This window comes from Enterococcus florum (assembly GCF_004309355.1).
GTDB classification, from domain to species: domain Bacteria; phylum Bacillota; class Bacilli; order Lactobacillales; family Enterococcaceae; genus Enterococcus_A; species Enterococcus_A florum.
Genome location: NZ_BJCC01000017.1, coordinates 1 through 18,971, shown reverse-complemented (window position 1 = coordinate 18,971; position 18,971 = coordinate 1). Strand labels below are relative to the sequence as shown.

The 18,971-nt window shown below is 45.3% G+C and carries 15 protein-coding genes; 8 read left to right on the top strand and 7 right to left on the bottom strand.

Going from position 1 to position 18,971, the window contains the following annotated elements; all coding sequences use genetic code 11:
• Positions 1-55 precede the first annotated feature (55 nt).
• The 6 genes from NRIC_RS11100 to NRIC_RS11075 all read right to left on the bottom strand — a co-directional run bounded on the left by NRIC_RS11100 (position 56) and on the right by NRIC_RS11075 (position 5,814).
• The gene (locus tag NRIC_RS11100) at positions 56-802 is read right to left on the bottom strand and encodes an SDR family NAD(P)-dependent oxidoreductase (RefSeq protein ID WP_146622778.1); all 747 of its coding nucleotides are present in this window, start codon (positions 800-802) and stop codon (positions 56-58) included.
• 138 nt (positions 803-940) lie between these two features.
• Complete coding sequence (locus tag NRIC_RS11095) at positions 941-2,086, bottom strand: CapA family protein (RefSeq protein WP_146622777.1); 1,146 nt, start codon at positions 2,084-2,086, stop codon at positions 941-943.
• A 13-nt stretch (positions 2,087-2,099) separates the two neighbouring features.
• Positions 2,100-2,825, bottom strand: coding sequence for a MurR/RpiR family transcriptional regulator (locus NRIC_RS11090; RefSeq protein ID WP_146622776.1), 726 nt, complete (start codon positions 2,823-2,825; stop codon positions 2,100-2,102).
• A 130-nt stretch (positions 2,826-2,955) separates the two neighbouring features.
• On the bottom strand, positions 2,956-3,165 hold the full coding sequence (locus NRIC_RS11085; RefSeq protein ID WP_146622775.1) for a helix-turn-helix domain-containing protein: 210 nt from the start codon (positions 3,163-3,165) through the stop codon (positions 2,956-2,958).
• 187 nt (positions 3,166-3,352) lie between these two features.
• Positions 3,353-5,299, bottom strand: a complete 1,947-nt coding sequence (locus NRIC_RS11080; RefSeq protein WP_227873788.1) for an oxidoreductase — start codon at positions 5,297-5,299, stop codon at positions 3,353-3,355.
• Complete coding sequence (locus tag NRIC_RS11075) at positions 5,299-5,814, bottom strand: DUF3237 domain-containing protein (RefSeq protein WP_146622774.1); 516 nt, start codon at positions 5,812-5,814, stop codon at positions 5,299-5,301. The genes NRIC_RS11080 and NRIC_RS11075 overlap by 1 nt, the downstream gene beginning before the upstream one ends.
• A 151-nt stretch (positions 5,815-5,965) precedes the next feature.
• On the opposite strand from NRIC_RS11075, the gene NRIC_RS11070 reads away from it, so the two are divergent.
• From NRIC_RS11070 to NRIC_RS11045, 6 genes are all read left to right on the top strand, one after another.
• Positions 5,966-7,198, top strand: coding sequence for a PucR family transcriptional regulator (locus NRIC_RS11070; RefSeq protein ID WP_146622773.1), 1,233 nt, complete (start codon positions 5,966-5,968; stop codon positions 7,196-7,198).
• A gap of 222 nt (positions 7,199-7,420) precedes the next feature.
• A complete protein-coding gene (locus NRIC_RS11065) occupies positions 7,421-8,695 on the top strand; it encodes an L-lactate MFS transporter (protein WP_146622772.1) in 1,275 nt (424 codons plus the stop codon).
• Positions 8,696-9,078: 383 nt separating this feature from the next.
• Entirely contained in the window at positions 9,079-10,581 is a 1,503-nt protein-coding gene (abc-f, locus tag NRIC_RS11060; RefSeq protein WP_146622771.1) for a ribosomal protection-like ABC-F family protein, read from the top strand.
• A 447-nt stretch (positions 10,582-11,028) separates the two neighbouring features.
• Positions 11,029-11,862, top strand: a complete 834-nt coding sequence (gene licT, locus NRIC_RS11055; RefSeq protein WP_146622770.1) for a BglG family transcription antiterminator LicT — start codon at positions 11,029-11,031, stop codon at positions 11,860-11,862.
• 126 nt (positions 11,863-11,988) lie between these two features.
• Positions 11,989-13,833, top strand: a complete 1,845-nt coding sequence (locus NRIC_RS11050) for a beta-glucoside-specific PTS transporter subunit IIABC (protein WP_146622769.1) — start codon at positions 11,989-11,991, stop codon at positions 13,831-13,833.
• Positions 13,834-13,856: 23 nt separating this feature from the next.
• Complete coding sequence (locus NRIC_RS11045; protein ID WP_146622768.1) at positions 13,857-15,266, top strand: glycoside hydrolase family 1 protein; 1,410 nt, start codon at positions 13,857-13,859, stop codon at positions 15,264-15,266.
• Between the two features lie 204 nt (positions 15,267-15,470).
• Here NRIC_RS11045 and NRIC_RS11040 read toward each other — a convergent pair whose 3' ends face one another.
• Positions 15,471-16,337 (bottom strand): MurR/RpiR family transcriptional regulator, encoded by an 867-nt coding sequence (locus NRIC_RS11040; RefSeq protein WP_146622767.1) that lies wholly within the window; start codon positions 16,335-16,337, stop codon positions 15,471-15,473.
• Between the two features lie 167 nt (positions 16,338-16,504).
• On the opposite strand from NRIC_RS11040, the gene NRIC_RS11035 reads away from it, so the two are divergent.
• On the top strand, positions 16,505-17,533 hold the full coding sequence (locus NRIC_RS11035; protein ID WP_146622766.1) for a Gfo/Idh/MocA family oxidoreductase: 1,029 nt from the start codon (positions 16,505-16,507) through the stop codon (positions 17,531-17,533).
• 11 nt (positions 17,534-17,544) lie between these two features.
• Positions 17,545-18,504 carry a Gfo/Idh/MocA family protein gene (locus tag NRIC_RS11030; RefSeq protein ID WP_146622765.1) on the top strand — a complete coding sequence of 320 codons (960 nt, stop codon included), beginning with the start codon at positions 17,545-17,547 and terminating at the stop codon, positions 18,502-18,504.
• The last annotated feature ends 467 nt before the right edge of the window (positions 18,505-18,971 follow it).

The following is an 18,971-nucleotide window of genomic DNA, read 5'->3' as shown; positions in this document are numbered from 1 at the left end:
GAGCAGCAAAAAACGACGCCACCACTATTGTGATCGCGACGTTTTTTCTCTTGGATTATACTGCGGTGTATCCGCCATCGACTAATAGAGTGGCTCCGTTAACGAAGCTGGCTTGATCGCTTGCCAAGAATGCAACGGCTTCGGCTACTTCCTCTGGACGACCCAGACGACCGATTGGATGCAGGTCTACTAAAGCCTGAGTCGCTTCGTCATCCATTTCGCCTAATAGCGGTGTTTCGATATAGCCGGGAGCGACGGTATTGACTCGAATGCCTTCTTTGCTGTAAGTAGCAGCCAAGGTTTGGCTCAGCATTTTCACGCCGCCCTTTGAGGCAGCATAGGCAGGGATACTCTCACGCCCCGCAACACTATGGATCGATCCGCAGTTGACGATCGTTCCACGGTCTTCTTGTTCCAGCATTTGCTCGATTGCAGCTTTGTCAGATAGGAAGACACCGGTCAAATTGACATCGACAACGGCTTGCCAATCTGCTGGGTCCAGTTCAGTGATTGGATCATTGTTCGACATGCCAGCATTGGCAACCAAGATATCGATCTTGCCAAATGTTTTCACGGCATCTGCGGTCATCTTTTTGACTTCTTCCGCTTTGGTTACGTCCGTTTGCAAAAACAGTCCGTCTTCCTCGCTGATTGCCATCTCCTGCAAAATGTCCGCGCCATCCTCGCTCATATCCGCTACGACTACCTTTGCCCCTTCGTTATAAAACAATTTGGTACAGGCCGCTCCGATCCCGCTGGAGCCGCCAGTGATCAGGACCACTTTACCTTCAAAACGTTTCATAAAAAAACCACCTTTATTTTATTTGTACGTTTACCGTAACAAGATTTTTGGGTAACGACAAAATTGATGCTTGTGAAAAAATCTGCTGGTGACAGCAAAACAACGCCGCCTGTCACTTAAGACAGACGGCGCTGTTTGTTAATAAACCAATTCGATTTTCTCATTCATGATCTCTTTGACTCGCTGGATGAAGTATTCTCTGGACAAATCCTGTCCTTGATTCACATGAATCATGTGCTGATTGGCTAAATCATTGGTATAGTCCTTCAATGCATAAGCTTCATAGGTTTGATAATTGTCGCCAATGTAGGTGATTGTCGGCAAAAATTGCACCTCTTTGAAGCGGAAATCCCTTTTCTTTTTATCGTAATCGATCTTCCAGCGGGCCATTCCTCCCAGCATACGGTCATTTTCTGCTTGAGAAGACAGGAAATTTCCCAAAGAATAGATCACGAGCGTTTGATTGCCTTTTTTGCCCTCTAGATAATCCATCGGTTGGATCACATGCGGATGCCCGCCTACGATCACATCTGCCCCTTCATCGCTCAGCAGCTGTGCCAGACGGACTTGTTCATCGTTAGGAACAAATTGATACTCTTCGCCCCAATGCATACTAACGATTTGCAGATCGCTTTTTTTATTCATTTGCCGCAGATCTTTTTTAATAGCCGCATCGTCGATCAGATTCACCAAGTATTCTTTCCCCTCTGGCAGTTCAAAGCCGTTCAGTCCGTAGGTATAAGAGGCAAGCCCGATCTTTACTCCATCGATCTCGACGACCTGAAAGCGCGGGTCCTTTTCTGAACGTCGGGATCCTGTGGCAGTTATATCGGGGTATTTTTTTAGGTAGTCCAACTGCTTGACCACCCCTTCTTCCCCCCGGTCAAAGGTATGGTTGCTGGCAGCTGCCAACCAATTGAAGCCCGCCTGATGCAAGGAATCCAACACCTGCGTAGGGCCATTAAAGGTCGGATATCCAGACAGCCCTAATTCTTCTCCCGCACAGATCGTTTCTAGATTAATGTAGGAAATGTCTGCATTTTTAGTCAAATAGCGTGTCGGCTCATACATCGGATCGAAGTCATAGCTGCCGTCTTCACGCTGGCGATGCTGGTAAATAAACTCATGCATCAAATTGTCGCCCACCGCTGAAAATGAAATTTCCGCATGTGAACGATCTGCCTGATTTTTTGCCTCCGAAGCTGTCCCTTTTTCTGCTTGATTCGTCGTGCACCCCGTCAGTATCACCAATACAAACATCAACACTACCCATGTCTTTTTCATAGTCGTTCTCCCTTTATACTTTCGTCACAAATTCTTGTACACAATACTCCAAAAGCAGCAGCAGCTTCCCAAAAAAACTGTTGTATTTGATATTTTGACTATCCAGCGGCCGTTCGTCCTCGACCTCGAAGCTGATCGCCGCCAATTCTTCGGCCCGCGAATTCAGATTGCCGGTGAACAGGATATTTGGGATATTCTGTTCTTGGCAAAACGTCATTTTTTCGATCACCTTTTGGGTTTCTCCAGACTTCGAAATACAGATCAGCATACTGATGTTGTCCGCATTGTTGTTGATGATGCCGGAAGAATCCGTGGCATTGACGAACAAGGTCTTAATGCCGTTAACCAAAAGCTTTTTATGCAGGTAATCGGCAAGGATGCTGGAAAAACCAGTCGCATAAATCGTGATGAACTTGTCTTTGTTTTGCGCATAGATTTCTTTCATTTCAGTAATGGAGGGCTGAATCTTCTGGGTATCGATCGTAAAGTCGATAATGGCCGAGACCCGTTGATTGCTGGGACGAAACTGATTTTTCAGATAATAAAATAATTCCAGATATCCCGAAAATTCCAGCTTCTGAGCCAGCCGCACGATCGCAGCCGGGGAAGTAAACAAGCGCTGAGCCAATGCCCGTAGAGAAACGCCGTCCAGTTCTTCCACGTGATTGATCAGGTAGTTCAAAATTTCCTGCTCATTTTCGGAAAGCTTTTTGCCCTTCATAATAATATCCAGATCCATCCTGCTCATCCTCTCTTTGGGAATAAGTATAGCATATGGCTGGCGAGGGAGTGGGGGTAAGGTGGAATTCAAAAAGACCCGCACTGCTGCGGGTTGTCTAACTGTCATTCATTTCGAAAAAAAAAACGGACTAAGAAGAAAAATCCATCAATTCTGCCAAATTGACGTTCAGTGTATCTGCAATAATGGTCAAACTTTCCACTGGAACAACCGTAGCATCGTACTTTCCACCATAATAAAACTGAGCAAGGATATCGAAATCTACTCCTGTCGCTTTTGACAATTCCTCCAAACTAAGATCACTGCCGGCCATGACTTCTCTTAATCTAATTCGTTGCATCAAATTCTCCTTTCTCAGCAGACATTCCCTAGGATATTGTTCTCACTTTATATTAAAACAAGAGATGAGAAAATTCACAAGATTTATTTCACGAAAAGAAAATGAATATTTCGATGTTGATTTTTCGATGCAGAAAAAGTCCTGCTCCGGGTCAAAGAGCAGGACTTTTCTATAGAAAAGATGAAAATCAGACAGCGCTGCCAGCATAGAAACCGTCGCGAATCGCGTCACCGATCTTGCCGATTTTACTGCTGTCGCCAACGATACGGGTTTTGGTGTGGTATTTTTCTTTGATCCCGTTAACGGTGGACAGAACGGGCTTCATGCCGAAAGCATTAATTACAGTGTCTGCAGGTAGTTTTTCGATCGTTCCGTCTGCCTTTTCGACCAAAACGCCATCTGCTTCAATCGCAGCCACCTTGGTGCTGGTCAGTTGGGTCACATGGTTAGCGTCTAAGGCGTTCATCAATGAGATTCGGTTGATGAACATAGCATCCTCAGCACAGGCTGCTTTCATTTCTACGATCGTGACAGTTTTATTCATTTCAGCCGCCATTTCGAGTGCTCCGTCACAGCCGGTGGAACCGCCGCCGCAGACGACGATGTTGTCACCTTTGATCAACGACTCATCCCGGTGTGCAGCGACCATGGTGACGACATTCGGCAGGTCGATCCCAGAAATATTCGGCACGATCGGTTCGGCGCCGCAGCCGACAAAGATCTGATCACAGCTTTCTAAGATTGGATCGTCCGGAGAGAGGAAAGTATTTAACCGCACTTGCACTCCTAGTTTTCTCAGCTGGGTTTCGTACCAGTCGCTTAGTAATTGGATATTATTTTTAAATTGTGCTGTTGCGACATCGCGCATAATTCCACCCAGTCGATTTTTTGCTTCAAATAAAACGACGTTGTGTCCGCGCAGCGCAGCGACTCGGGCAGCTTCCATACCGGCAGCCCCCCCGCCGACTACGACGATTTGTTTTTGATTTTCAGTCGCCTCCAGCTTGAAGCGGCGTTCTTCCATGGCTTGGGTATTGACCGAACAGCTGAGCTTTGTGTGATTGTTCCAGATTCGTCCGATACAGCCTTCGTTGCAGCGGATACATGGGCGAACATCTTCTCTTTGTCCAGCCAATAATTTGTTCGGCAGGTGAGGATCAGCGATTAATCCACGGCCGATCATCGCAAAATCGACATTGCCGGATTCGATCAATTCCACAGCAGTCTCTGGATTATGCGTCCCGGCATTCAATAGGGGAATATTGACGGCTTTACGAGCGGCTTCGGTTACATAAGACATACAAGATTCACCTAAATAAGAAGGTGGGAAAATATAATCCAGGGTTTCGTAGCAACCGGCATCGATATCCAGTGCATCTACACCTTCTTCCTCCAGCAGCTGAATCAATGGAATCGAGTCCTCCAGTGTCCGTCCGCCTTCAAAGCGGTGATCCAGAGAGATTCGGAACAGGATCGGCAGTTCATTTCCGACCGCTTTTCGGATGGCCTGAATAATCTCTCGAGGGAAGCGGGCAAAATTTTCTGGCGAACCACCGTATTCATCGGTTCGCTTGTTCCAAACTGGCGACATGAACTGATCCACTAAGTAGCCGGCATGGGCATGGATCTCGATCGCATCAAACCCAGCATCCTTGGCCAAGCCAGCCGCAAACGTGAAGCCGTCCATCACTGCCTGGATATCTTCCTTGGTCATCTCACGGCAAGGAACGTTCGGATCAAAGGCCGATGGGATCGGGGAGGCAGACATCGGCGGCCGCCCCAAGGTATCGGGAAAGGCATTTCGGCCAGTACCGCAGGTGATTTGACAGACGACCTTCGTACCGTAGCGATGGATCGAATCGCACATAGAGGTCAAGGCCGGCAGTACGGTAAAGGAATCAAGAGTCCCTTCCATTGAACCCTGCGCGATTTCTTCATTTAAAGGCTGGCAGCCTAAAATGATCATGCCAGCGCCGCCTTTTGCACGCTCGACAAAATAATCAATCTCCTGCTCGTCCTTTCTGCCGCTGGCAAAAGCAGAGTTCGTGCCCATCGGCGACATGACGATTCGATTTTTGACTTCCATATTTCCAATTTTAAAGGGGGTAAACAAGGCATCGTAATTCATCTTCATCACTCTTTCTCATCTTTGGCAAAGGGGGTGGCATAATAGCGGTAAACATCGTATTGAATCACAATCGGATCATTGGTGAAATCTACACGGCCAATGCCAAAGCAAGCGACACGGTTGCACCATTCGTATCTTGGATCGTCAGTGTCTAATACCGGCATGGGCTGGGTGCCCATCACAGGCGGAAATTTTCCGTTGGCATAATCGGCAGCCGCTTCTTCAGAGCCGAGGTCGATCCGTCCTTTGTAAAACATATTGATATCGGCGCCGTCGTCGGTGCGAATCATCGTACGGCAATCCACATCCACGATCCCATTCGGGTGAACCGTGGACCAGTCGGCTCCCACGGGCAGGATTTCTCCCTGCAATTTCGGGCCCCAAACCTTTCCACCGGTGATGGTTCCAGTCACGCGAGTGCTTCCTGTCGGCAGCTTTTGGATAAACATGTTGGCATCGACGTCGATCGAGTAAGTAAACAAATGCTCGATCTCAAATTTGTTCAATTCAAAGTGTTCCATGTCTAATTCCTCCTTCATTCTATTCTTGTGAAAAGGATAACATGTATGCAGCTGTATTCCTTTGGCAAAAAGAATGATTTTGTTGCCGCGTATCGTCAAAACTGCCGAGAGGTGCTAAAATCAAGCTATACAGCACAATGGAGGAGAAAGCATGGACCGATATACAGAAAGCAATCTAATTGACTATACCAATCAAATGATCGATCAGATCGCACAGGGCTGCACCATCGAGGAATTAGCCGCAAGGACCTATCAGACATTTGAGTTGCCGATCATCGTAGCGGACCCGGGATACCGATTCATTGCTTATGCAGGAGACGAAGAGGTTGTGGATCCTTATTGGCGTCAAATTATTTACAGCGGCGAACCGACAGACCATACAATCATGGAATACTACATCAATGACGGCTTGATGACGGCAATCACAGGTTCAAAGGAAGCACTGCACATCGATTGGGGTGTTTGTGAGGACTATCCCCAGACCTGCGGGCCGATCTATATCGATCAGAATTTGGAAGGATTTGCCAGTGTGCTTTTTCTGGATAAAGCGATCCTGGAATTTTCATTAAGACTAAACAATCTGCTGTGTCGCTTTTGCGCGATCTTGATGCGTTCAAAGAATTTCCGACTTAAGCATGCCATCAATCCAGTCAAGGAATTACTGGCGCAAAAACTTTTTGATACAGTCAATTACCCTACCTCTGCTTCGTTGGAAGAGTATCTGTCTACGGTTCAGGTCAAAGCCAACTATTGTCTGTGCGTGCTGTCAGAGAAAAATCGGGATCAAACGATCCTATCGCATGTGAAAAGTCGAATCGTCAAAGGGCGGTCCGACATCCTATATCTAGTCAAAGATCAAAAATTGTACTTGCTGCTCCATCAATTGAAGCAGCAGGCTCTCGAAAAAACCTTTTTGGAGCTAGTGGCACAATACGGTCTGTATTGCGGCAGCAGCGGATTGTTCTCCTCCTTGAGCAAACGCGATCTTTATATCCAGCGGGCGGAGTTGGCGCACGAGGCTGCTCGTTCGTTAGACCAAAGCGGCCGGTGTCTTGACTTTGCGGATTCGTATTCTGAAACGCTGATGCTGCAGCCGATCGGAAGGATCAGCTCGGAGAATCTGATGACAGCCCCGCTTCAAGCCCTTCTTCACTACGACCAGCAGCATGAGGCCGAGCTGGCCAAAACCTTAGAAGCCTATTTGTTCCAGCGAAATGATATCAATAAAACATCCAATACGCTGCATATTCACCGCAATACTTTAATTTATCGGTTGAATAAGATTCGTGATCTGACCATGGTGGAGATCGATGATCCGAAGGCAGCCTGGCAGCTGCAATTGATGTTTTGGGCCGCTGCAATCAAGCGACAAACAGAAAACTAAAAGGCGAAGGATCTGTAGCAAAATCGGATCCTTCGCCTTTCTTGTGGGTTACTCAAATCATTTATACTTTGTAACAAAATCTAGGTTGAACTTTTCTGTCTGTAAGCGTATACTCAAGAGTATTGACTCGTGAAAGGTCTTTTTCTATGAAAATTTTTAAGAAAAAAGAATAACGAACGTCATTAAAAAATGAAAACGAATGAAAATCAGGAGGGAAAAAAGATGCAAAAGGTAAAAAATAGATGGCTGATCGCCTTATCAGGTGTGGTGGTCCATCTATCCATTGGTTCAGCGTACGCGTGGAGCGTATTCAAGGAGCCGATCAAAGAGCTGACTGGCTGGGAAAAGTCGTCGATCTCTTTTGCATTTAGCTTGGCGATCTTCTGTTTAGGGATCTCAGCAGCATTTATGGGAAAGTTTGTTGAAAAATTCGGTCCGCGAAAAACAGGCATGATGGCCGCTGTGCTGTTTGGTTTAGGCATCTTTTCAACAGGATTTGCGATTTCATTGCAGTCGCTGCCGCTGCTGTATCTGACTTACGGTATTATCGGCGGAATCGGTTTAGGTTCAGGCTATGTCACGCCTGTTTCCACGATGATTCGCTGGTTTCCGGATCGAAAAGGCTTGGCGACCGGCTTAGCGATCATGGGCTTCGGCTTTGCCTCGATGGTTACAGGACCGATCGCGCAGCAGCTGATGCTCCGCTTCGGTGTGCAGATGACGTTTCATATTTTAGGGATCGCTTATTTTGTTGTCATGTTCGCAGCTTCGCAATATTTGGCAAAACCACCTGTTGGCTGGGCACCTGATGGTTTTGAAACACCAGCAGTGGAGGAGGAGACGACGAAACCAGTGGGTATTCAAATGACTGCCAATGAAGCGATCAAGACAAAGACGTTCTGGCTTCTATGGTTCATGCTGTTTCTGAACATTACCTGCGGGATCTCCTTGGTTTCCGAGGCTTCACCAATGGCTCAAGAAATCACCGGCATGTCTGCGACGGCTGCCGCTGCGATGGTGGGGGTGATGGGTGTCTTCAACGGTCTGGGACGATTGGTTTGGGCATTGATCTCTGATGTGATCGGTCGAAAAAATGTGTTTACTTTATTGTTTGTGATCGACATCGTTGTCTTGATTGGATTATCTGTTGTTAAAACGCCATTGATTTTTGCTGGAATGATTTGCTTGATTATGACCTGCTACGGGGCAGGCTTCTCAATCGTGCCTGCATACATTGGCGATGTATTCGGCACAAAAGAAGTTGGCGCGATCCACGGGTACATTTTGACTGCTTGGGCAGCGGCAGGAATGTTTGGTCCGATCTTCTTAGGCAAGGTCACTGAGCTGTTCCATTCATACAGCACTGTCCTGCGAATCTTCGTGATTCTGGCAGCAGTTGGGTTGTTTGCCTCGCTCGCGATTCGTACGGCGATCAAGTATCTGGGCAAGAAAAAGAATAAAGTACATGTCGGCGGAAATGTAGGGCATCATTTTTAAGAAATAACTTGAACGAGAGTAGGCATCGTGCTTACTCTCGTTTTTAATTGGCTGAAAAGCAGATCTTTCCTATTTTGACTCGATTTCGTTTTCTTGATATAGTAGAAGTACAGAAAGCGAGGGGTCCCAATGCGTAAGTTCACCAACTAAGTAGAAGCTGCATTCAGACTGTACCATGGAGATGACCAAGGGAGCAGTGTGCAGATTTTCGAACGATTGGTGGAATGAACGAAGGCATCCTTTGCGACGTGGCTGCAGTGTTTTTTTGACGCGGCAATTTTCTACGTCTCGTGAATCGGAAAAGCGCTCGACCTCCAGTTGTTTGAGAATAACTGGAGGTTTTTTGACTTCTGGGAAGAGGTCACTGTGAGGTGTTATCCACGATGACAATAATCAATATTAATCATTTAACGTTTGGCTATGATCAATTAGGCACGTTGCTGTTCGACGATGCGCAGCTGATCATCGACGAACAATGGAAGCTGGGCTTAGTCGGGCGAAATGGCCGGGGGAAAACGACGCTCTTGAAGCTGCTGCAGCATCAGTTGCCTTATCAGGGCAGTATTCATCACACGCTGGAATTCGTCTATTTTCCTTTAGCCATTCACGATCCGACACAATTAACTTATTATGCGCTGCAAGAGCACAGCGACTCGGAACTATGGCAGATGGAGCGGGAATTGAATTTGCTGGAATGTGATCCCGAGGTCCTCTGGCGTCCTTTCGAGACTTTGTCGGGCGGGGAACAGACCAAGGTGCTGCTGGCAAATTTATTTACTGAAGAAGGCCGGTTTCCGCTGATCGATGAGCCGACCAACCACCTGGATGTGGTGGGCCGGCAACAGGTCGCCCGTTATTTGCGGAGAAAGAAGCAAGGATACATCTTGGTCAGCCACGATCGGCGGTTTTTGGATGAAACAGTTGATCACATTTTAGCGATCGAAAAAAGCCAGCTGGTGCTGTACCAAGGCAATTTTTCCACCTATGAGGAACAAAAAGCAAGGCAAGATGCCTTTGAACAGGCACAAAACATTAAGCTTAAAAAGGAAATAAGCCGACTGCAGCAGACTGCACGAGAAAAAGCGGCCTGGTCTGCTTCTCGTGAAACGGACAAATTGAACAAATCCACGGGGTTTATCGACACCGAATACCGCCGGGTCAGTCCCGGTGCGATCGGGGCTGATGCCGCACGGATGATGAAGCGCTCCAAGGCGATCCTGCAGCGGGTGGAAGGCCAGATCGGAGAAAAGGAAAAGCTGCTGAAGAACATTGAGACCATCGACGGACTATCCATGTGCTGGGAGCCCAGCCATCACCAGCGGCTGATTCAAGTAGAAGATCTACGCTTGGCTTTCGATGGGCAGGTGTTGTTTGAAAAAATCCGCTTTGAGCTGAATCGCGGAGAATGCCTGGCAATCACCGGCAAAAACGGCAGCGGGAAAAGTGCGCTGGTCCAAGCCTTGATAGGAAGCTTTCCAGGCGAATGGTCCGGCAATATTTTTCTGCCCAAAGGCATCGTCATCAGCTATGTCCGTCAAAAATACGAAGACAACCATGGCACGCTGCAGGAGTTTGCGCTGCGGGAGGGCTTGGATTACTCGATATTTCTCGGCAACCTGCACAAGCTGGGGATGGAGCGCAACGTTTTTGAGAATCGGATCGAGCAGATGAGCATGGGACAGCGGAAAAAGATCGAACTGGCCAAGTCATTGTCGCAGCCTGCAGATTTATATATCTGGGACGAGCCGTTGAATTATTTGGATGTGTTCAACCAGCAGCAGATCGTCCAGCTGATCCAGCGCGTTCGCCCATCGATGCTAGTGATCGAGCACGATCAGCATTTTGTTGAAGCAGTCAGTACCAAACAGATTCACTTAGGTGGGTAAAGGCTGGAGGTACGTAAATGAAACCTGTGATTGGGATTATGCCTTTATACGATCGAAAAAACGAACGTCTTTGAATGCTGCCGGGGTATGTGAAGTTGATAGGAGAAAAAGGCGGTATTCCAGTCATTTGGTTTAAGGAGACGAAGGAAAACGATGTTTATGCAGCAAAGGAAAATTAAGCAGACAGGCGTACTGGCAAGATTGCTGGTACGCTTTTTAAGGGTTCAACGATTATGAGATCTTTCTTAAAAAACCTTGTTGACAATCTGAGTTTGACGTGATAACCTTTTCATTAAGTTGTTGGTGTTATTACTTCGGGTAAGCAGGCAGCAGCGAAAAAATGAAAACTGAAAATGTTGGATGTTATCACAATGTGAGCAGGACCTATTTACCACACAAGTGTAGTGTATGTAAATGGGCTTTTTTTGTGGCTAGCGAGGGAATTTTATGATCATAAAACGGGTGTTAAACAATAATACAATAATTTCTGCCAACAGCAAGGGGATTGATGTGCTGCTAATGGGGAGGGGCATCGCTTTTGGAAAGAAAAAGGGCAGTACTGTCGATATGGAGCAGGTAGAAAAGACATTTCTGCTGCGAGATAAAGACACACAAAACAAGTTCACTGAACTGCTGATCAATGTACCAATGGCGCATATTATGGTTTCGGAGAAGATTATCAATTTCGGGAAAATCAAACTAGGTAAAAATTTGAATGAAATTATTTATGTCAATTTGACCGATCACATTCATTCAGCAATCGAGCGGTATCAAGAAGGAATCATTTTGAAAAATCCGCTTCGCTGGGACATTGCCCGCTTCTATGCCGATGAATATGCGGTAGGGGAAAAAGCACTGGAAATTATTCGCAAGGATTTAGGGGTTGCTTTTGAAATTGACGAAGCGGCGTTTATAGCTACTCATTTTGTCAATGCGGAATTGGATCGCAAGGACGATGTTGCTTATGAAATTGCTGAAATTACGAAGGCGATCGAAGAAATTATCAAGCTGCACTATCATACAGAATTTGATGAAGATTCGTTGGACTACTATCGCTTTATTACACACGTGAAGTTTTTTGCGCAACGTTTGTTGACAGGAGAGCATTACGATGATGAAGATGCTGAACTATTGGAGACCTTGAAGCGGAAATATGTGACGGAATATGATTGTGCGTTAAAAATACGTGATTATGTTCTTCAGCAATTCGAGTATGAACTAAGCTCAACGGAACTATTGTATCTGACAGCGCACATTCGTCGGATCACGAAAAATTTATAAACAAATAGGATTGTTATCCAAATCTGGAGCATGACCTAAAGCTGAACGTTTACTAACGGCAGTTTTGGGTCATTTTTTACTTTCAGGAGCGGATCTTCCGATACTAAAAAAATAGGAGTGACAAAAATGGACTATCCATCAACAGCAAAACAAATTTTTGATCAGGTGGGCGGACAAGACAATATCCGTTCAGCCACTCATTGTATGACTCGTTTACGTTTAATTTTAAAGGACGAAAGTCGGGTAAATGATGAGCAGGTAAAAAATATACCTGGTGTTATGGGTGTAATGAAAAAAGGTGGACAATACCAAATCATCATGGGAAATGATGTGGCCAATTATTATCGAGAGCTAAACAAATTGGGTCATTTTGGCTCAGCTGCTGAAGGGGACACGGAGGATAAAGGTAGTTTATTTGAACGTTTTGTGGATGTGATTTCCAGCTGCATGTCCCCGTTAATTCCAGCAATGCTGGGCGGTGGAATGATCAAGGTATTGTTGATTGTTTTGCCATTAATCGGCGTATTAAGTGCGGATTCTCAAACTTTTGCGGTATTGTCATTCTTTGGCGATGCGCCATTTTACTTCATGCCGATTATGCTGGCTTATACGGCAGCACAAAAATTTAAGGTTACACCGATGCTTGCAGTGACTATTGCTGGTATAATGCTGCATCCGAATTTTACAGCGCTGGTTTCAGAAGGCAACCCGCTGAGTGTATTTGGCTTGCCAATCACTTTAGCTTCCTATGGCTCATCAGTTATTCCGATTTTGATCATGGTGTGGTTGATGAAGTATATTGAAGGTGCCTTCAATAAAGTAATTCCGGCAGTGATGAAAAGCTTCACGCAACCCTTATTGGTAATCTTGGTTTCAGGTGTCATTGCTTTAGTAGTGGTTGGACCTTTGGGAACTTTTGCTGGACAAGGCTTGTCAGCGGCAATTATTTGGGTTCAAGGAAAAGCTGGCTGGTTAGCTCTAGGCTTAATGGCTGCCTTTATGCCATTGATTGTTATGACTGGAATGCACTGGGCATTTGCGCCGATTTTCTTGATTGCTTCACCAGCAACACCAGATATTTTAATTTTACCAGCTATGCTGGCGGCGAATTTGGGTCAAGGTGCAGCTGCTTTAGCTGTTTCATTAAAAGCCAAAGATAAAAATTTAAAGCAGGTTGCTTTAGCATCGGGAATTTCGGCTTTGCTGGCTGGGGTGACTGAACCAGCTTTATACGGGGTCACTCTGAAATACAAACGTCCATTATACGCAGCAATGATTTCCGGCGCGATTTGTGGAGTCTACATGGGCTTTACTGGTTTGGAATCTTATGCTTTTGCGGTACCGTCTGTCGTGTCCTTACCACAATTCATTGGTGAAAATTCTAGCAATATTATCAATGCCTGCGTTGTGGCAGCAGCTTCAATTATTCTAACATTCGTATTAACTTGGATTTTCGGCATTGAAGAAGAAAACCCAGTCGATGAAGCAATTTTAGAAGTACCAACTGGCAGCAGTGACCCTAAAAAAGTTTTCGCTCCAGTCAAAGGTGAAGTAATTCCCTTGGAACAAGTGAATGATTCAGCTTTTTCGAAAAAAATGATGGGAGAAGGTATTGCGATTATTCCAGCTGACAACACCATTCGTGCACCTTTTAATGGAACCGTTACGGCTATTTTTCCAACTAAACATGCGATTGGTTTGACCAGCGATGCCGGCTTGGAGCTATTGATCCACGTAGGAATTGACACTGTTGAGCTTGCTGGGGAATATTTTGAAACACTGGTTTCGGCTGATGAACGAATCACTGTCGGTCAGCCGCTGTTGAAGGTTGATTTTGCAGCGGTTAAAGCCGCTGGTTATGATACGGTAACCCCCATTGTTGTGACCAACTCGGATCATTTTATTGATGTAGTAGCTAAAGACGAAATGAAAACAGCAAATTACGATGAAGCTGTATTGTACGTTGTGTAAAGTTTAAATTGAAGGAGCAGAACATGAGTAAATTTCCTAAGGACTTTTTATGGGGCGGTGCTACTGCCGCCAATCAATGTGAAGGAGCCTATAATGAAGACGGCAAAGGATTAACGGGGCAGGACTTAACCCGCAAAGGCTGGCGTGAGGCGCCTACAAGTGAACCCACTGAAGACAATTTGAAATTAGTCGGGATTGATTTTTATCATCGCTACAAAGAAGATATTCGCTTATTTGCCGAAATGGGCTTCAAGGTTTTCCGCTTATCAATTGCCTGGGCTCGGATTTTTCCTAACGGTGACGAGCAGGAGCCAAATGAAGCGGGGTTGGCCTTTTACGATGATGTTTTTGATGAATGCTTGAAGTATGGCATCGAACCATTAGTTACCTTGTCCCATTACGAAATGCCGTTGCATTTAACCCGTACTTACGACGGTTGGCGCAGTCGCCAGGTAATTGATTTCTTTGAACGTTATGTGCAAACGGTATTCAAACGCTATAAAGGCAAAGTGAACTATTGGCTGACCTTTAATGAAATTAATTCAATTAGTCATGTTCCTTTTTTAAGCGGTGGAATTAATACGCCTAAAGAACAATTAACCAAACAGGACATTTACCAAGCGATCCATCACGAGCTGGTGGCCAGTGCACGGGCGGTTAGAGCCTGTCATGAGATTGATTCACAGGCTAAAATTGGCTGCATGATTCTAGGGGTGCCGGTTTATCCACTAACCCCCGAACCTAAGGACGTGCTGAAAGCTCTAGCGACTGAGCGGGAAAACTTTTTCTTCTCGGATGTACAGGTTCGCGGCTATTATCCTAGCTACAGCAAACGATTATTTAAGGAAAACAATATTGACCTGACTATTACCCAGCAGGATTTAGCCGATCTAAAGCATACGGTTGATTTTATTTCCTTTAGTTATTACATGAGTGTCTGCGAATCTGCTGATCCAACCAAAGAAGCTGGTGAAGGCAATATTATCGGGGGGATTCCTAATCCTTATTTGAAGGCCAGTGACTGGGGATGGCAAATTGATCCAGAAGGACTGCGTTATTACTTGAACTGCCTATACGATCGCTACCAAAAACCGGTTTTCATCGTCGAAAATGGTTTAGGTGCGGTAGATGAGCTCATCACTTTGCCAGATGGAACGAAAACCGTCAATGATGACTATCGGATCAATTACATGAATGACCACCTAGTCCAAGTAGAAGAAGCGATTGAAGATGGGGTGGAAATCATGGGCTACACCTCATGGGGGTGTATTGATTTAATTAGCTTTACTACAGCAGAAATCAAAAAACGGTACGGGATGATCTATGTCGACCGCAACCAAGATGGTTCAGGCTCTTTGGATCGCTATAAAAAGAAAAGTTTCCACTGGTATAAGGAAGTTATTGAATCCAATGGTGCCAGTTTAACACGCTAAAGATAAAATCTGTTGTTTTCTTCGGAGAACAGCAGATTTTTTAGATGAAAAAGAAGAGAGGGTTATTGGTATGGACTAGATAGACGAGCAACTCCTAAGGAATAAAAGAGGGGAACAGTCCCTCGCGTTTTGCTTGGCTAATCGTAGGAAAGAGCTGCTTCAGTCACACCGATTATTCGTTTTTTAAAGATGTCCTAGCCTATTTTACTCTTCATCTGCCAACAACCCATGAGTCATCAGATCCTGATTTCCTTTCAAATTCCGCAGGTTATGCTCATAGTCCCGCGTATACATCACCGAATAAATGGTATTTAAAATGTATTCAAAAGCCGTTTGCGAAGAAAAGGTCGCAATCTTGGCAAAATCAAATTCCTCCTGAATTGTTAGCAGCACATGAGTTGCATAAGGCACCATCGGAGAATCCGGATTGCCCGTCAAAAGGATCACGGGGATGTTCTTCTCCATCAAATAGCGCATGATCTTGGTGTAAGGCTGGACAATCCCGCTGTAAGAAAGGAAAAAGGCGCAATCCTGCTGCTCGATGCTGACCGCATTCCATTCCGTATCGACATATTCCTCTGCCTGAATCGCAAATTTGTTGATCTTGATCAATTTGTTTTGGAAGCTGCGGGCTCTCAGCTGAGTATCTCCTCGTGAGAATAAGAAAATCCGTTTGGCAGCCATCAAGACATCTACTACGAGCTTTAGCTGATCGCTGTCTACTTGCATAGCCGCTCTTTGCACAGTATGGATCGTCAGGTCCGCCATTTTTTTCGCGACATCGGCAGGCGTGTCCAATGAATGAAACGGGAAATTCGCATTGACCTCCTCCACGGAATGGATGTTAGCATACACCACCTCGGCGAGCGCATCCTTGAACTCGCGAAACCCGGAATACCCCAGCTTCTGCGACAAGCGCACGATTGTGGAATGAGAAGAAAAGGTCTTTTCTGCCAACTCTTGAATAAAAATCGTCGGGATCTCCGGCAAATGAGCCAAAATGTATTCAGCGATCCGTTTTTCAGCTATGCTGAAGGTCTCCTGCTGTTTTAAACGTTCAATAATAAGCATGATCGTTCCTTTCTGAAAAAATGATATTTGCACATGATGTTCACCCAGCAGGCTAAACAAGTCCGAAACCTGCACATGACTTGCGAAATCCGTCGTTTTGTACCTGCCACCTGCGAAAAACAGGTATAATTCAAAGTAACAAAACCAGAAAGCGAGCTGATTCATTCATGTTGACCATCGCATATTTAGGCAATGGAAAAAGCACCAATCGATATCACCTGCCTTTTTCGACCAAATTAGGAGACAAAATCAAAGTCAAAACCATCTATTCTCCCTCTGGCCGGCAAGCCTGGACGCCCCTTGACGACGTCCATTACACGACTCAGTTAGATGATATCCTGACTGATGAGGAAATTCAACTGGTGGTGATTACGACACCGCTGAAAGCCCATTATGAAAATGCCAAACAAGTTTTAAATGCCAACAAACATGTGCTGCTCGAAAAGCCCTTCACTGTCACTGCGGAAGAGGCCAAAGAGCTGTTTGCCTTAGCAAAGCAAAAAAACCTATTCCTGCAGGCGTATCAAAATCGCCGGTTCGATTCGGATTTTCTAACCGTTCAAAAGGTGATCGAAAGCGGCAAGCTGGGGGATTTGATCGAGGTGGAGATGCACTACGATTATTTCCGGCCAGAGGTGCCCGAAGCTTCGGCGCATTTCGTCAAAGAAGACAGCTACCTGTACGGACACGGCTGTCACACCATTGACCAAGTCCTGAGTTACTTTGGCGAACCTGATCACATCCATTACGATGTCCGTCAGCTGCTGGGAGAAGATCGTATGAACGACTACTTCGATTTGGATTTTTATTACGGCAAGCTGAAGGTCTCAGTCAAGTCTAGCTATTTCCGCTTGAAGGAACGCCCAAGCTTTGCGGTCTATGGAAAAAAAGGTGTCTTCGTCAAACAAACCAAGGACCGGCAAGAAGAACATTTGAAACTGTTCTATATGCCCGACCATGCCGACTTTGGCATCGACCTGCCCGAGCATTATGGGGTACTGACTTACCAAGACGAGCACGGGGTGTATCACGAAGAGAAGGTCGTTTCCGAGGTCGGAGATTACAGCCGCATCTATGAAGGTGTGTACGAAGCGATTATCAATGGCAAAGAAAAAATCGTCAAAGATGAAGAAACCATCTTACAGCTGGAAATTTTAGAAGCAGGTATCGCAGAAATGCTGGAAAATCAAAAATAGGAGGAACCACCATGAAATTAGGGATTATTGGAACGGGATTGATCGTTAAAACGTTACTGCCGATTATGCCGGAGCTTTCGAAAATCGAATTAAAAGCGATTCTTTCCTCACAACGCAGTTTGGAAAAAACCAAGGAGCTGCAGGCAGAATACAACATTGATGAAGTGTATACGGACTACTCAGAGCTGCTGCAACACGCCGAGGTCGATACGATCTACGTCGCTTTGCCAAATCATTTGCACTATCAATACACGAAAGAAGCTCTTGAAGCTGGCAAGCACGTCATTTGCGAGAAGCCCTTCACACTGCATTTGAAGGAATTGGAAGAGCTGCATCAATTGGCCAAAGACAAAAAGCTGCTGCTGTTTGAAGCCATCACCAATCAATACGTCGGCAACTACCAGAAAGTCAAAGAACACCTGGCCGATATCGGGACGATCCATATGATCTCCAGCAACTATTCTCAGTATTCCTCCCGTTATGATGCCTTCCAAAAAGGCACGATCCTGCCAGCCTTTGACCCGGCAGCCGGCGGCGGAGCACTAATGGACATCAATATTTACAATCTGCATTTCGTGATCGGTCTCTTCGGCTCCCCGCAGTCCGTGACCTATTATGCAAACGAACAACGAGAGATCGATACATCGGGTGTTGCGATCCTCGATTACGATCAGGCTAAAGCTGTTTGTATCGGCTCCAAAGATACCGATTCCGCCAGCTTCATTCACATCCAAGGTGAAAAAGGCGAGATAATCATCAACAGTCCAGCCAATACCCTGATCGAAGGCGTTGTTCAGCTGAGGGACGGCACCAAAACGGTGATCGACCACAATGCACACGAGCACCGAATGTTTGAAGAATTCGTTCGCTTCGAACAAGCAATCGCAGAAAATGATTTGGCGTTTGCTGAACAGCAGATGCAGCACAGCTTAGCAGTGATGGCTGTGGTAGAAGAAATCAAGAATAAATAGGGAATAAGCAATGCCGAACAGATTACCCTCGTTCGGTGTTGTTTTTTGTATCATCTCATCCTTCCAATTTTCTCGTTTCATTTCTGCAACAATCTCATAATTAATTTGGCTGGGAAATTGTGTTTCCCCAAAGTACCTGCTAGGCCTTTGACCAAGTGCTGCTAGTCAATAGAAAGGTGAGAAGTTGATTTTCACAAAAATACAATACATATCATCATTTTAGCTATACACTTAACTTATTTTAGGTCATTATCTTTTTATTTTATATTTCGAAAAATAAAACACAAAAATGTGAATTATTTGTTATTATTAAATTGTTTTAGTTAGGAAATATCTAGCAACTTTGGCTTTAATTTAAGCAATAAAAAAATCATTCTAATTAAAGAATGATGCCAATGGTTGTTTTTTATAGACTAGCTACTTTTCTCTTAGTCTTCAATAGACCAAGAAAGAGATTCGCCTAAAAA